We start from the raw sequence: 15982 nt of genomic DNA, 5'->3' as shown, positions 1-15982 counted from the left end.
ATACCTACAAGGTATTAGATACAGATTTGCAAGTTGTACTCACTGGCTGTACTGCAGCTATCGTTGGAGATGACATTGAGTCTGTAGTTAATGAATTTGCAAGTGTAGGAAAGCCTATTGTTCATGTAGAGACAGCAGGATTTACTTCAAGTAACATTGTGGCACATAGCAAAGTTGTCAATGCTATTATTGATCAATTTGTGGATAGCAGCTATGACAAAACCAAAGGAAAGAATAAAAGGCTAGTGAATCTCTTTGCATCGATTCCTTATCAAGATCAATTTTGGAAGGGGAATTTATTTGAACTTAAGTATTTATTAGAAGGGCTTGGGTTACAGGTTAATATCTTATTTGGACCTTATTCTGAGGGTGTAGAGGAGTGGAAAACTATTCCACAGGCTAACTTCAATATTTTAATATCTCCTTGGTTTGGAAAAGAGATCGTTAAGAACTTAGAGAAAAAATATCAGCAGCAGTTCTTTGAGTTTCCGTATCTTCCTATTGGGACTAGTGAAACAGAGAAGTTCCTTGAAGGCGTTATAACTTTTGCAAGTGGGCAAGGCGCGGCATTAGATGAAGCTCGGGCTAAGCAATTTATTGAAAGAGAAAGTAAGGCTTACTATGCAGAAATTGATAGCTTAGCCACGTTCCTTACAGAATTTCGCTATGGTTTACCTAGCTTTGCTCATATTATTGGAGATGCTAGTTATGTTCTTGGTTTATCTAAGTTTTTACTTCATGAAGTAGGTATTGTACCAAAAGAAGTTTTTGTAGCGGATAAAACACCTGCATCTCAGAAGGAAAGAGTGAAAGAAATCTTAAAGACAACCTCAGATAAGAAAGAAATACCACTATACTTTACGCCTAGTGGAGGAGAAGCACAGGAAATCATTAGAGGAGCAGTTCACCCAGGGCGAGGGCTTATATTAGGGTCAGGTTGGGATAAATATTTAGTCAAAGAAAAGGGGTATGATTTCTTATCCATAGAAAATCCTTCACCTTATCGATTGGTATTAACGACTGGCTATGCAGGCTTCAAGGGAGGACTAAGACTTATCGAGGATATTTATGATGTAGTCCTTGCGAACTATAAATAGTGAAAAGTAAATGATCTGTTTATTAGGAGGTACTACTTTTTATAGAGATAAAATAATAAGTAGGGGGGTTAGTTAGATGGCAAAGAAAATAAATTTAGATATCACAGAAGTACAAAGTAGAGAACAAAGGTTAGGAACCATTATAGCTTGGGATGGGACTGGAGCAGAGCTTCATAGACAATCTGCCTACGCTTTAAGAGGTTCAGGAGAACGGAAAGGATGCAAAGAAAAAGGATGCAAATTATGTGAGATCAAAGGTCCCTTTTCTCAAGGCTCTGTTTGTAGTGAACAAATGGTAGAATGTCAAGCAGGAAACGTTAGAGATGCTGTACTTATTCAACATTCACCTATTGGATGTGGCGCAGGTCAGGTACCCTATAATTCTATTTATAGGAATGGGCTTGCTATGCGTCATCATGAGGTTGAAAATATTAGGATTATTAATACTAACTTGCAAGAAAGTGACATGGTATTTGGCGCATTGAATAAACTCAAACAATCTATAGAAGATGCATGGGAAAGATATAAGCCAAAAGCTATATTTATTGGCACTTCTTGTGCCACAGGCATAATTGGTGAGGACATTGAAAGTGTGGCAGTTGAAAAAGAAGAAAAGCTAGGAATTCCCGTTATTCCATTAATGTGCGAGGGCTTTAGGTCTAAACACTGGAGTACAGGATTTGATGCCACACAGCATGGCATATTAAGGCAGATTGTAAAACGTAATCCTGCCAAGCAAGAAGACTTAGTTAATGTTATTAATTTATGGGGTTCAGATGTTTTTACACCAATGCTAGCTGAACTTAATTTAAGAGTTAATTATGTAGTAGATCTAGCATCAGTAGATGACCTGGCACAGCTTTCAGAAGCAGCAGCAACCGTTGGCTTTTGTTATACCCTTTCTTCGTACATGGCAGCAGGACTGGAAGAATCTTTTGGTGTGCCAGAAGTAAAAGCACCAATGCCTTATGGTTTTCATGGGACTGATGAGTGGCTAAGAGAAATAGGAAGAGTGACCAATAGAGAAGCATTAGCAGAGCAGTATATTGAAAAGGAACATAAACGAGTGGCACCTAGAATTGTGGAACTTAAGAAGAAGCTAAAGGGGATAAAAGGATATGTAGCAACAGGTTCAGCTTATGCCCACGGACTTATCCAAGTATTAAGAGAACTGGGAATTACAGTAGATGGCTCTTTAGCTTTTCATCATGACCCAGTTTATGATAGCGGGGACCCTAAAGAAGACTCATTAGGGCATTTAATAGAGCACTATGGAGATATCAAGTCTTTTAATATTAGTAATAGACAGCAATACCAACTTTATGCTTTTTTGAAAGATACAAAACCTGATTTTATGCTGATTAGGCATAATGGACTAGCGCCACTTGCTTCTAAGTTAGGGATTCCAGCAGCACCGCTTGGAGATGAACACATTGCTATAGGTTACCAAGGTATTATTAATTTAGGCGAGACTATTTTAGAGATACTGGCACATAAAAAGTTTCATGATGATATTAAAGCACATGTTAAATTACCTTATAGAAAGTGGTGGCTAGAACAAAGTGATCCTTATATACTAGCCAAAAAGCCAGAACTGATTGAGGATTACTTAGATGATATAAAGGGGGCAAAGTAAAGATTATGGGTATAGAAAAAGATAGTAATGGGCAAACCAATTCAATTAATCAAGTACGCTACGGGTGTACTGTAGGCGCACTTCACAGTGTAGTAGCTATTCCTGGCGCAATGCCTATTACCCATTGTGGTCCTGGGTGTGTAGATAAACAATATACAAGTATAGCTTTTTACAATGGTTTTCAAGGTGGTGGCTATGCAGGCGGTGCTGTTACACCTAGCGTAAATGCTACGGAGAATGAAGTGGTTTTTGGCGGTGAAAAGAGGTTAGAGGGACTCATTAAATCTACGCTAAAGATTATGGATGCAGATTTATATGTGGTTTTAAATGGTTGTATAGGAGAACTTGTAGGTGATGATGTAGGTGCTGTCGTTTCTAAATTTCAAAAGCAGGATATCCCCATTGTATTTGCAGATACAGGAGGATTTAAGGGTAATAATTTTATTGGTCATGAGCTCATTGTAGAAGCCATTATTGATCAATATGTAGATAAATTTGCAAAGGATAAAGAAACGAAAGAGCAAGGACTTATTAATGTATGGACAGAATTGCCTTATCAAAATCCTATGTGGCGTGGAGATTTAAAAGAAATCAAACGACTATTAGAAGGAGCAGGGTTTAAAGTTAATATTTTATTTGGCCAAGGTTCAGGAGGAGTAGAGGAATGGAAGATCATTCCTAATGCCCAGTTTAACCTGGTGCTTTCACCTTGGTTAGGATTAAAGACAGCTCAGTACTTAGAAAAAAAATATAATCAACCATACTTACACATTCCTGTACTGCCAATAGGGGCAAAGGAAGTAGCAAGGTTTATTAAAGAGGTAGTGAGCTTTGCAGGTATTGATGCTGCTAAAGCAGAAGCTTTCATTGAAAAAGAAGAAAAAGAATACTATTACTATTTGGAGCAATTTGCTGATTTTTACTCGGAGTATTGGTGGGGCTTACCTGCAACTTATGCAGTGGTAGGAGATAGTACGTATAATTTAGCGATTAACAAGTTCCTAGTTAATCAATTAGGACTTATTCCAGCTATACAGATTATTACAGATAATGCTCCTGAAAAATATAGAGTGGCTATTGATGAGGAGTACAAAAAGTTGGCAGAAGATGTATCGGCCCAGGTAGAGTTTGTAGAGGATGGTTATATAGTAGGTCAGCTTTTAAAGAAGGCAGATTATGGACATAAGCCACCTGTTATATTTGGATCCACTTGGGAGAGAGATACAGCAAGGGATCTTAAAGGGCATATTGTAGAGATAGCATTTCCTGTTTCCTATGAAGTTGTCATTAATAGGACTTATGTTGGGTATATTGGTGCATTAACCTTACTAGAAAAAATATTTACGACTGCTATTAGCAAGAGCGCATAGCATAAAGGAGGAAGAGCAATGCCAGTAAAAGTCCCGGGAAATTTACCAGCAAGGCTTATATTAGAACAAGAAAATATCTTTGTGATTTCAAATGAACGGGCCATTCATCAAGATATTAGACCTATCAAAATCATTATATTAAATCTGATGCCTACTAAAGTTGCTACCGAAGTACAATTGCTACGTTGTTTAACGAATACGCCTCTTCAAATAGAAGTGGATTTACTATATACAGCCACTCATATCCCAAAACACACAGCTAAAGAATATTTAAATGGTTTCTATAAGGAATTTAGAGAGATAAGAGGAAGAAAGTACGATGGCATGATTATTACAGGTGCACCAGTAGAAACTTTAGAATTTGAAAAAGTTGAGTACTGGCAGGAATTATGTGAAATTATGGAATGGTCTAAAACCCATGTTCATTCTACATTACACTTATGTTGGGGAGCACAGGCAGCACTTTATTATCACTATAAAGTGCGGAAGCATCCAACAAATGAAAAACAATTCGGCATCTTCAAGCATACAGTAACTAATCAAAAATCTAAGCTTTTTCAAGGTTTTAATGATGAATTTGATGTCCCCCATTCAAGACATACAGAGGTAAGAAAAGAAGATTTAGAGAAGCATCCTGAATTAGTTATTTCAGCAATATCAGAGGAAGTGGGTGTGCATACTGTTGAAAGTAAAGATGGAAAATATATTTTTGCTATGGGTCATGCTGAGTATGATTCAGAAACATTAGCTCAAGAATATTTTAGGGATCAGGGAAAAGGCTTAAAGCCTAATACACCCCAATATTATTTTCCAGAAGATGATATCACTAAGAAACCTATTAATAAATGGCGTAGCTATGCCTATCTATTTTATACGAATTGGGTTAATCATTATTTATATCAAACAACATCCTATGAATGATAGGGAAGGGGTTGTCACTAAGCTTCTGTAAAATACAAGATATATCTTGTGTTAGAGAACTGTTTTGTGATAGCCCCTTTTTGTGATGTATCTAAATGCTAGAATCAATGTTATAATAAATGAAGCTAATGATAGGTAGATAAAAGATTATTTTAGTAGCCTAGCATTTATTCAAAAAGAAAGCATATAGGTAAATTGAATGAGAAATTTTAAAATCGTTATTCAGTATGATGGCAGTCGTTATAAGGGGTTTCAACTCCAAAGAGATACAGATCTTACGGTGCAAGCAAAAATCGAAGCAGTTCTTGAAAAAATGACAGAGGAGCAAGTAGAGATTATTGGCTGTGACCGCACAGATGTGGGGGTTCATGCAGAAAATTATGTAGCTAGTTTTAAAACGGAGTGTACTTTAAGCACAGCGTGTATGTTAGATTATTTGTATGAATTTTTACCTGAGGACATTGTGGTAAAAAGCATAGAAGAAGTAGATGAGCGCTTCCATGCACGTTATAATGTCAAAGCCAAGACTTATGAGTATACCATTAATTGTGGTGCTCAAAGAAATGTCTTTAATAGAAAATATGTGCATCATATGTCTGAGAACTTTGACCTGAAAAGTATGAACGAAGTAGCGGCTGTTTTTAAAGGTACCCACGATTTTCAAAGCTTTACAAGTTTAAAACCCAATGGCAAATCAACTATGCAAACCATTAACGAAATTGAAATCATCCAAAAAGGGGATATCCTTCAGATTCGCGTAACAGCAGATGACTTCTTATTGCATATGCCAAGAATGATTATTGGTGCAATCGTTGAAGCGGGGAAAGGAACGATAACAGCTCAGCAAACTCAGGAAGTCATGGATAAAAAACAAAGAGCAGCAGGCTATCCTATGGCCAAGCCAAAAGCCCTTTCACTAGTAGAAGTAAAATATTAATAAAAAATCAAACCTAAAAGAAAGGTCATAAAATTTATAAGCCATACTTATCAATTTTATGTAACGGAAAAAAGAATGTACTGTGTAATCGGTGAAAAAATACTTCGTTGTGAAGTAAAGAAAAAAGAAGAACTCTCTTCTCTGTGTAAAGTAGGTTCGGCTCAAAAGGAACAAAGCATTGCGAATAACCGTTTATTTAAAACAGAGCAGGAAGCAGCTCAGTTTATTAAGAAAAGAAAAATGAACAAGGTAAATGAAAATAAACAAGTAGCTAACGCAGTAGCAACTTGTAAAGCCCTTTATGAAAAGCTTTATGAAGAAACAGGTATTGAAGTAAGAACCATTGATAGACAATGGACAGTGAGTTCAGCAGAAAAGCACATTATTAAATTAAAAAGAACATTACTCGATAAACCAGAAACGCATGATAAAAATGTAAGCAAGAGCTTTGGTATTGCACCGAATCCTAAAAAAGATAAAAAGAAATTGACTCAAAAAAATAAGTCAAGTAATCATGATTCAAGAAGTAACGCTAAAAGTAATCGCGCAGAAAAAAGTAGTTCAGAGAAAAGGTATTCAAATAGAAATAGTACAAGAAATAATGCTACTAAAAGCTTTAGTAGTAAAATGAAATAAATAACCAGTTAACTAATCCTAGGACATAAGCATCAATCATGTTCTAGGATTTTAGTTTTTGATATACTTATAGATAAGGAAGGTGGAGGAATGAAGACATTATATGTGACAGACTTAGATGGCACTTTATTAAATACCAAGGATAGAATAAGTGAATATAGCAAAAAGGTTATTAATGAGCTAATTAAGGAAGGCATGCACTTTACCTATGCTACAGCAAGGTCCTTAATCTCAGCGGCTGTAGTGGCTGAAGGCTTAAGCCCTCAGATACCTGTTATTGTTTATAATGGAGCCTTTATTTTAGATGCCACAACAAGAGAGGTTATGGCCTCCAGTGGGTTTAATGTAGAAGAAAAACAGTTTATAAAGATGCTATTACATCACTATCAAGTAAGCCCTTTAGTATATGCTTTTATAGAGGGGATAGAAAGGGTAAGCTGGATACCAGAGTATGAAAATGAAGGTATTCGCTATTATTTAAATAATAGAAGAGGGGATAAGCGTTTTAGAGAAGTAGGGCAAGTAGAAGCTTTATATGAGGGAGAAGTCTTTTATTTTACTTGCATAGGAGAAAGGGAAGAATTACTTCCAATTTATGAGGCATTAAAAGACCACCCTCATTATAACTGCTTATTTCATCAAGAGCTTTATAGAGAAGAGTATTGGTGTGAGATTTTGCCAAAGAAAGCGACTAAAGCTAATGCTATTAAGCAGTTAAAAGAACTCTTTCAGTATGACAGGGTGATTGCTTTTGGGGATGCCATGAATGATAGATCTATGTTTGAAATAGCAGATGAATGCTATGCAGTAGCCAATGCTGTTCCAGAGCTGAAAGAATTGGCAACAGATGTAATAGAAAGCAATGAAGAAGATGGTGTAGCTAAGTGGCTAATGCATCACTTTTCTTAATAAGGGAGGGGATACTATGAAAAAGAGGTTAATGGTTATTTTAGCAATATGTATTTGTTTTTGGAGTAGTCAAGCTTTAATGGCAGATATAGTGGTCACTACAGTAGAGAAAACGATTACTATGCAGGATCATACGACTTACAGGAAGCAAGGAACGATCATGGTGCAAGCAGCACCTTTTCTAAAAGCACTGGGCTATCAAGTGACTTGGCAGCAAAAAGAAGGCACTTTGCTTATTACGCCAGGTAATATAGTGATTAAGGCAAATAGCCGTCAAGCTAGCGTAGGGGGAAGTAACTATTACTTAGAAACAGCGCCAGTGGTTAAAGATGGAAGAGTTTATATACCACTTAAGTTTTTCACGGATTTTTTAGGTTATAATGTGACTTATAAAGAAGGACAGATTAGTATTTCGGGTACTGAAAATATAGGAAAAGCTGGAAAGTATGAAGAAGAAATAAGTGAAAAGCGTATCACCATATCAGCAGCAGGAGATTTTACATTAGGATATTACAAAGGACAAAGTAGTGGTGGTCGCTTTGATGAAGTAGCTAAGGCAAATGGTTATGCTTATTTTATGAAAAATGTAAAAAGTATTTTCGAGGAGGATGATTTAACCATTGTTAATTTAGAAGGACCTCTCACTACTAGAGGCAGTGCAGCAGAAAAGGAATTTGCTATTAGAGGGCTACCTGAGTACATAAAGATTTTACAGTTAGGAGATATAGAGGTCGTAAGTTTAGCTAACAATCATAGTAAGGATTATGGGAATGTGGGCTACACAGATACAAAAAGTGTTTTAACGAAGAATCAAATTGGGTATTTTGGTAGTGATCAAACCTACTATGCAACCATTAATGATATCCGAGTGGCTATTATTGGAGAATCCGCTTGGAGTAATGATCAAGGTATGAAAAATAAACTTAAAAAGCGTATTACAGAAGCTAAGGCAAAAGCGGACTTAATCATTGTAGAGTTTCACTGGGGGATTGAGAGAGAAAATATTCCTAATAAAGTGCAGCAGGATTTAGCTAAGTACGTCATTGATCAAGGTGCTCATTTAGTACTGGGCAGCCATCCACATGTGATTCAAGGTATAGGAAGTTATAAAGGTGCCAATATTGTGTACAGCATGGGTAACTTCTGCTTTGGTGCTAATAAAAATCCTGATGATAAAGACACCTTTATTTATAAGGAAACCTTTGTATTAACTAAAGATGGCATTGTTTCAGAAAGCAATGAAATTATTCCTTGTTCTATTTCTTCTGTGTCTAATAGAAATAATTATCAACCTAAGGTCCTTACAGGTGCAGATAAAGAACGTGTATTAAAACGCATTGAGAAGTATAGTAAGGGACTCAAAAACTAGACAAAAGTAAATGAATGCAAAGAAGTTTTCTTGAACTGAAGATGAAAGGAATATAGGAGGGAAATATGATTAATAAATTAGCATATAAGATGATGACGTATTATAGTGGAGATGCTAAACGTATTCAACATTTTACTAAGGTACATAGCTTTGCCAAACTTATTGGGGAGATGGAACAGTTAGATCAAGAAACACTCACCCTAATAGAAGTAACAGCCCTTGTACATGATATAGGGATTAAAGAAGCAGAGGCACAATTTGGTAGTAGTAATGGTAAGTTACAAGAACAATTAGGTCCAGATTTAGCAAAGAAGATTTTAAAAGAACTAGGCTATCATGAGGAGAAAATTGAACGTGTTTGTTATGTAGTAGGTCATCATCATACTTATACAGATATACAAAGAATAGACTATCAGATTTTAGTGGAAGCAGACTTCCTTGTGAACTTTTACGAAGATCAACTAGGCAAAGAAGCTATAAAGACAGCTTATAACAATATTTTTAAAACCCCTAGTGGAAAAAAGCTTTGTGAAATAATGTATGGGATCTAGGACTATTAATGCCTATGGTTGTTAGGAAATTACTATGTTAAAATTCAAAAAATATTGAGATGTACTAAGATTGGATTTTAAGACAAAGATACGTAACATGTTTATGATTAGTAAAGCGGAGTTTATATAAGAATATTACCCCCCTAAGGGGCATGTTCCCAGGGTTATTTTTATAATCGAAAGGAAGAATAAGCGAATGAACGATATTACAGTAAATAAAACAAAATGGGACGAAATACAGAATCTTTATACAGACTACTTTGATGAACTTGGATACAAAAATGACGGTTTTCATAATTCTATGATGTTTGAAGGAGAACCATATCTCATCATTTGCAATGACGAAGAGTCAGGATTTTTCTCTGTTGGAAATTCGTGGGACAATGGTAACATGTTAAGAGGATTTTATGTGATTCCTTCAAAACGCCGAGCATCAATAGAAATATTCAATAAAGTAATGGATGATTTTCAGATTGAAGCAGCCCTTGTTGCAAGTAATGATTCACATTATGTTGGGCTTGCATTTGAAAAGATGAATGCACTTAGAACATTTTTTGATATGCAGGCATTTAACTTTATTTATGGAGAGCCTGAACGTGAAGCGGAGTATGGCATGGATTGTGTAAAAGAGGTAAATCCAAGTGAATATGAATTAATGAACACCCTTACCGAGAAGCAATGGGAAGGTTGCTTTGAAAATGGAAATTTCAAGTTCTATAAAATCACAAATAATAATGAGACATTAGGATATGGTGGTATAGGTAAGGTGATAAATAATCAGAAAAATGTTGACGTAGGCAATTTCACACTTCCACAGCATAGAAGGAAAGGTGTCGGCAGAAGTATAATGATAAACCTGAGCAAGATTGCTATCCAGCAAGGGTTAATCCCTATTGCAGGATGTTGGCATGGCAATGCAGAGAGCATTGCAACGTTGATAAGCAGTGGTTTCATTCCTGAAAATAGAATTTTTTATGTAAGATTTTGTTAAATATAACCTTGAAATAGTCTTTAGGCACTGGTAAAGTTTTCTGTTTACTTGGCAGGGAACAGTTCAGTTTATGAGTTGGTCCTTAATTAATAGATTTACTCTAGCAGTTGTGAAATCATGAGAATGAGAAAAGAATTTAAACTATGTAAAGAGCAGAAATGAAATAAAAAAAGAGGATTAAAAGATGTATACAATAGGTCAAGTGGCAAAGTTCTTAGGAGTATCAAGGGATACATTAAAGTTTTATGAAGAAAAGGAACTGGTAAAACCTAAACAAGATGATGAGAATGGATACCGTAAATACAACGACTATGATATTTATGACGTGATTACCACTAATTTTTATAGGCATCTTGATATAGAAGTAAAAAAAATACAAGAAATAAGACAAAGCAAAAGTATCATAGAAATAGAAGACCTTCTAGGAGAAAAAAAGCGAAAGATAGAGGAAGAAATAGCATATAAACAACTGCTTTTAAAGAGGCTTGAAGAGGTGGAAGAAGGTTGTAAAAACATTAGAGCCTACTTAGGAAAATATACAATTAAGGAGATGCCTCTTTTACTTATAAAGGGAGAAATATCTGATTTTATGGCCTATGATGAATATGAAATGATTAAAAAAAATACAGATCAATTGAAAGAAACGGTAACGCTTACAGACATAAGGCGCATTATTAGCTTTGATGAGAAAGGTGTGACAGGGGATAAATGTGTTGTTGTAAATGCCATAGAAAAGGCAGAGGTACCAGTTCAAGGAAGAATACTTTCACATCCTAAATGTATTTATACCATTGTGGAAAATGGAAGATGGCTAAATGGTGAAAATGATGTAGCGGAGCATGTAGAAGCCTATTTAAGAAAGGTTGGAATGGAGAATGGATATGAACCAGTAGGGGTAGTATATGTAAATATTCTGCTGACAACCTATGAAGAGGGAGTAGAGCGTATCTTCTTAGAAATCTATGCACCTATAAAGAACTAAAAATTTTAGACTTTGGTATTGACCTGTGGGTTACTCCTAGCTTTAGAATAAGCTTAAATTAAGGCAGTTTGTTTAAGAGGTGGGAGAAATGAAAACAGTTATTATTACTGAAGGGATAAGTGCATTGGCAGAGAGTACTTATATCTTTGATTTATATCAAACAAAAGTAAAGGCATGCTGTGGATGTTGGTCTTGCTGGCTTAAAACACCAGGAAGATGTATCTTTAATGAATTAGATACTCTCTATTATCACTACATTAATGCAGAACGTATTATTTATTTGGCAAAGGTAAAAAAAGGCTTTATAAGTAGTGAACTTAAAGCGTTTTTTGATAGAATGTTACCTCTCTATTTACCATATATTTCGGTGAAAACAGAGGAATGTATGCATGTTCCAAGATATAGCCATTATCCAGATGTTGAGTTTTATTATGAAGAAGAATTTGAGACAGATAGAGAAAGAGAAGTTTTTGAAAACTATATTAAGCGTACCTTCTATCAGTTTTATTCTAAGCTGATTGTAGTAAAGCCGCTGGTGGCTTGTGACAAAGTGGAAGAGGTGAACTAAATGAAAATGATTATTTTAAATGGGTCACCTAAGGCTAATTCTAAAAGTAGTAATACAGAAATTTTTATTCATCACTTTACATCAGCTATGAAAATGAAATATGAGGTTAAATATATTGCCACTGAAGAGCCAAAAGAATTAGCTCAGTATATAAAGACTTTTGATACCATTTTAATTGTTATGCCACTTTACATACATGCTATGCCAAGTGGTGTCATGAAATTAATAGAGCATTTAGAATCGTCTTGCTCTAACAATCAGTCTATTGGTTTTATCGTGCAAGCGGGCTTTCCTGAAAGTGCACATGAGAAATTTGTGCGCGAGTACTTTGAAGAACTGGCAAAAAGACTTCATTATCAGTATTTAGGCACGGTAGTAAAAGGAGGATCAGCCTTTATTTATCGAAGGCCAAAGCACTTCAAAAAACTATATAAATCATTAGCTGACTTAGGTCGTATTTTTGAGGAAACACATGCATTTGATAAAAAGATTACGCAAAAGTTAGCTAAGCCGTATCAGTTTAACAAGTTCGCCTTATGGCAGCTTAGACTTATAGATAAAATAGGATTAGTGAATTATGAGTGGAATGCTATATTAAGGCAAAACAATGCTTTGGAACACGCACTTAATCAACCATTTTTAGAAGAAGTGAAAAAATAAAAATTTAGAATAGATTATAATTAGGGGGCTCAATCTTACGATAAGTGAGTGTCTCTTTTTTTATTGAATTTTATTAAAAAAAGCAATAATTCGTTGACTTAATATATCAGATTGATATATTATTTATATATCAGTCTGATATATTAAGGAGGAAGATAAATGAAAAGACAAAAGGTGCGAAAGCTAGTATTACTCATTTCATTACTTTTATTTCCTATAACAATTTACTATTTTTCGCCTTATCTTATTATTCAAGGAGCACTAGAAAGTGTTATATCAGGGAGTTTTATTGTTTTTGGCTTGATGCTTATTTTATCAGTATTTCTTGGCAGAAGTTTTTGCAGTTATGTTTGTCCAGCAGGAGCATTACAAGAAGCGAGTTTTAGTTTTAATGATAAGCCATCTAAAATAGGTAAGAGAAGATATATTAAGTATGTCATATGGGGGATTTGGATATTAAGTGTTGCATTTTGTTTTTGGCGTTCAGGGGGCATTAAAAAAGTAGACCCACTTTATATGACAGAATATGGCATCTCTATTGCTGAACCAGGTGCTTATATTTTATATTATGGCATTATAGGCTTAATCTTATTGCCTAGTTTAATATGTGGTAAGAGGGCTTTTTGCCATTACTTTTGTTGGATGGCCCCTTTTATGGTGATCGGAACGAAAATCAGAGATCAATTACATTTGCCAGGACTACATATTGAAGCTGATAGTAATCAATGTATAAGTTGTAATAAGTGCAGTAAAAGTTGTCCTATGAGTCTTGATGTTGCAAAGATGGTTAAAAAAGAGGAATGTCAAGATTCAGAATGCATTTTATGTGGAGTTTGCGTGGATACCTGTCCTAAAAATGTATTAAAGTATAAGATAAAAAGTAAGTAACGAATTATAATAGCGACTGGATAGTAATAAAAAATAAAGTGAACGAAATACACATACGCAGGAGAGAAAATATGGCAAATGAGAAGAAAATGGATTGTGTGATTTTAGGATTATTAAGTCATGAATCTATGACAGGCTATGAAATTAAAAAAATAATGGATACAACATTGAGTTTCTTTTGGGGAGCTAGTTTTGGAAGTATTTATCCTACGCTCAATGGTCTTGTACGTGAGGGAATGGTCACTAAATATGAAACAAAAGAGAATGGAAGAAATAAAGCCATTTATCATATTACACAAGAGGGAAGACTATATTTAAAGAAGTGGCTTCAATTGCCTATAGAAAAAGATGAGATGCGTTATGAGACGCTTTTAAAACTATTTTTTGGAAATGAAATAGGTGAAGGGGGGACACTTAAGCATATAGTGGCATTTAAAGATAAAGTGCAAAAGCAATTACCTATGCTGGAAGGTGCTGTGAGAACTTTAGAAAAAATAGAGGATGAAGATGATACGCACTTATACTATAAGCTAACAGCTATGTGCGGTGTGAAAATTTATGAGGCATTTCTTGAGTGGAGTGAAGAAGTAACTGAGGTTTTAAAAGAAAAAGGCAGAATTTAATCAAGGAGGAGAACTATGAAAGCTATAGTAGTTTATTTTTCATTAGAGGGCCATACACAATATATAGCAGAGGAAATAGCTAAAAATCTAAAAGCAGATACATTATCTTTGAAAACAGCAAAAGCATATCCAAAAGGGAAATTAGCTAGGATGTTTTGGTGTGGAAAATCTGCAGTATTTGGAGAAAAACCAAAGCTTGCACCCTATGAATTTGATGCATCTAAGTATGATGTAGTAATCCTTGGAACACCTATTTGGGCAGGAAGTCATGCAGCACCTATTAGTACATTTCTTGAGAAAAATAATATAGGTGGGCATAAGGTGGCAATTTATGCGTGTAGTGCAAGTGGTGATGCACAGAAATGTTTTGAACAACTTAAAAATAAATTTGAAGAAGTAATAGCAACTTTAAGTCTTATTAATCCCAATAAGCAAACTTATGCAGAAGATAGATCGAAGGTAGAAGCTTTTTGTAAAGCAATACAAGAGAGAATATAAAATGTACAAAAAAATAATGCATTCAAGATGTATTTGAATGTAGGCTTTGAAATAGTAGGTGAAAATGACGAGGAGTATATCATAATTCAACCTTTGCGTAGCTATCCATCTGCAGCAAAGGCATAAGTAATTGAGTTGCGTATTATATTTGTAAAAAGTAGATTGACAAATAGACTTGTTCTCATTTACAATGAGTTTAATGAGAATAAATCAGGTTATTATGTTGGATGTAATAACTGGGCCAATATATTGGCAACAGGAATCAAACCTGTGGGACTATAATAAACACTATAGTCTCACAGGTTTTTTTGTATTAGGAGATATTTCTATCTACTAGTATATAGGGAATGTGTGGAATGAAGGATCTAGTAGTATTTCCAGCAGAGTAGGCGGCTAATTTATTTTATGAGTATTTCTAAGGGGGAAGTAAGGCGTATGGAAAAAAGTAAGTTTAAGATTGTAAAGAAAGTATTGTGGCTTATTTTATTAGCAAACTTTGCAGTGGCAGCAGCTAAGGTGATTTTTGGGATGATTATTAATAGTGCTAGTATGACAGCAGATGGATTTCACTCTATAACAGATGGTTCATCCAATATTGTAGGGCTTATTGGAATTGGAATTGCATCAAAGCCCATTGATGATGATCACCCGTATGGGCACAAGAAATTCGAAACGATTACAGGGCTTTTTATAGTAGCAATGCTAGTTGCTTTAGGACTTAAGATTATAGTAGGGGCAATAAGTCATTTTATTAATCCTATAACACCGGAAATTAGTGTTTCAAGTTTAGTGGTGATGATCATTACACTAGGTGTTAATCTATTTGTCACAACATACGAACGCAAAAAAGGTGAAGAATGCAACAGTACGATTTTGATTTCAGATGCCATGCATACCAAAAGTGATATTTATGTAACGATCGGTGTACTTACGACGTTGGTGGCTATTAAACTTGGGGCACCAGTATGGATAGATCCACTTGCATCACTGATTGTAGCAGGATTTATTTTGAAAGCAGGCTATGAAATATTTGATATGACCTGTGGTGTGCTGGTAGATAAAGCAGTAGTGGACAATAAAGAAATAGAGAAAATTACAGTCAAACATGAGCTTGTCAAAGGTGTACATAAAATCAGAAATCGCGGAACAATAGATGATTTACATATTGATATGCACATTTTAGCTTCTTGTGATTTGACACTTGGACAGACACACAAGCTTTCACACGACATTGAAGATATGCTGCAAAAAGAGCTTAATCCTCATGCACAGGTTATTATTCATATTGAACCTTACGAGACGGAGCTAGGTAAAGAAGATTAGAGGGTATAAAAGGAGTTGATTTT

Annotated in this window: 17 protein-coding genes and 1 riboswitch; all 17 genes read left to right on the top strand. The window is 35.0% G+C overall.

Features of this window, described 5'->3' with window-relative positions:
• Positions 1 to 26 precede the first annotated feature (26 nt).
• The 17 genes from EKH84_RS20845 (at position 27) to EKH84_RS20765 (ending at position 15959) form a co-directional block, all read left to right on the top strand.
• The gene (locus tag EKH84_RS20845) at positions 27 to 1097 is read left to right on the top strand and encodes a nitrogenase component 1 (RefSeq protein ID WP_330547569.1); all 1071 of its coding nucleotides are present in this window, start codon (positions 27 to 29) and stop codon (positions 1095 to 1097) included.
• Positions 1098 to 1173: 76 nt separating this feature from the next.
• On the top strand, positions 1174 to 2733 hold the full coding sequence (locus tag EKH84_RS20840; protein WP_127067791.1) for a nitrogenase component 1: 1560 nt from the start codon (positions 1174 to 1176) through the stop codon (positions 2731 to 2733).
• Between the two features lie 5 nt (positions 2734 to 2738).
• Positions 2739 to 4103, top strand: coding sequence for a nitrogenase component 1 (locus EKH84_RS20835; protein WP_127067790.1), 1365 nt, complete (start codon positions 2739 to 2741; stop codon positions 4101 to 4103).
• A gap of 18 nt (positions 4104 to 4121) precedes the next feature.
• The gene (locus EKH84_RS20830; RefSeq protein WP_127067789.1) at positions 4122 to 5024 is read left to right on the top strand and encodes a homoserine O-succinyltransferase; all 903 of its coding nucleotides are present in this window, start codon (positions 4122 to 4124) and stop codon (positions 5022 to 5024) included.
• 199 nt (positions 5025 to 5223) lie between these two features.
• Complete coding sequence (truA, locus tag EKH84_RS20825; protein ID WP_127067788.1) at positions 5224 to 5961, top strand: tRNA pseudouridine(38-40) synthase TruA; 738 nt, start codon at positions 5224 to 5226, stop codon at positions 5959 to 5961.
• A gap of 75 nt (positions 5962 to 6036) precedes the next feature.
• Complete coding sequence (locus EKH84_RS20820) at positions 6037 to 6597, top strand: hypothetical protein (RefSeq protein WP_127067787.1); 561 nt, start codon at positions 6037 to 6039, stop codon at positions 6595 to 6597.
• A 90-nt stretch (positions 6598 to 6687) separates the two neighbouring features.
• Positions 6688 to 7506 carry an HAD family hydrolase gene (locus EKH84_RS20815; protein ID WP_127067786.1) on the top strand — a complete coding sequence of 273 codons (819 nt, stop codon included), beginning with the start codon at positions 6688 to 6690 and terminating at the stop codon, positions 7504 to 7506.
• A 16-nt stretch (positions 7507 to 7522) separates the two neighbouring features.
• Positions 7523 to 8875, top strand: coding sequence for a CapA family protein (locus EKH84_RS20810; protein ID WP_127067785.1), 1353 nt, complete (start codon positions 7523 to 7525; stop codon positions 8873 to 8875).
• A 65-nt stretch (positions 8876 to 8940) separates the two neighbouring features.
• Positions 8941 to 9426, top strand: a complete 486-nt coding sequence (locus EKH84_RS20805; RefSeq protein ID WP_127067784.1) for an HD domain-containing protein — start codon at positions 8941 to 8943, stop codon at positions 9424 to 9426.
• A 196-nt stretch (positions 9427 to 9622) separates the two neighbouring features.
• Positions 9623 to 10417, top strand: coding sequence for a GNAT family N-acetyltransferase (locus EKH84_RS20800; RefSeq protein WP_127067783.1), 795 nt, complete (start codon positions 9623 to 9625; stop codon positions 10415 to 10417).
• Positions 10418 to 10601: 184 nt separating this feature from the next.
• Positions 10602 to 11399, top strand: coding sequence for a MerR family transcriptional regulator (locus tag EKH84_RS20795; protein WP_127067782.1), 798 nt, complete (start codon positions 10602 to 10604; stop codon positions 11397 to 11399).
• An 88-nt stretch (positions 11400 to 11487) separates the two neighbouring features.
• Entirely contained in the window at positions 11488 to 11967 is a 480-nt protein-coding gene (locus EKH84_RS20790) for a flavodoxin family protein (protein ID WP_127067781.1), read from the top strand.
• The gene (locus EKH84_RS20785; RefSeq protein WP_127067780.1) at positions 11968 to 12627 is read left to right on the top strand and encodes an NAD(P)H dehydrogenase; all 660 of its coding nucleotides are present in this window, start codon (positions 11968 to 11970) and stop codon (positions 12625 to 12627) included.
• Between the two features lie 159 nt (positions 12628 to 12786).
• Entirely contained in the window at positions 12787 to 13515 is a 729-nt protein-coding gene (locus tag EKH84_RS20780; RefSeq protein ID WP_127067779.1) for a 4Fe-4S binding protein, read from the top strand.
• A 71-nt stretch (positions 13516 to 13586) separates the two neighbouring features.
• Positions 13587 to 14138: a PadR family transcriptional regulator gene (locus tag EKH84_RS20775; protein WP_127067778.1), complete on the top strand. Its 552-nt coding sequence runs from the start codon at positions 13587 to 13589 to the stop codon at positions 14136 to 14138.
• Positions 14139 to 14153: 15 nt separating this feature from the next.
• Entirely contained in the window at positions 14154 to 14636 is a 483-nt protein-coding gene (locus tag EKH84_RS20770; protein ID WP_127067777.1) for a flavodoxin family protein, read from the top strand.
• Positions 14637 to 14832: 196 nt separating this feature from the next.
• Positions 14833 to 14917, top strand: a riboswitch (NiCo riboswitch).
• A gap of 154 nt (positions 14918 to 15071) precedes the next feature.
• Entirely contained in the window at positions 15072 to 15959 is an 888-nt protein-coding gene (locus EKH84_RS20765; RefSeq protein ID WP_127067776.1) for a cation diffusion facilitator family transporter, read from the top strand.
• The last annotated feature ends 23 nt before the right edge of the window (positions 15960 to 15982 follow it).

The sequence above is a fragment of the Cellulosilyticum sp. WCF-2 genome, assembly GCF_003990395.1.
Lineage (GTDB): Bacteria > Bacillota > Clostridia > Lachnospirales > Cellulosilyticaceae > Cellulosilyticum > Cellulosilyticum lentocellum.
The sequence above is the reverse complement of the archived record's forward strand: the minus strand, read 5'-3'. Positions and strand labels throughout refer to the sequence as shown.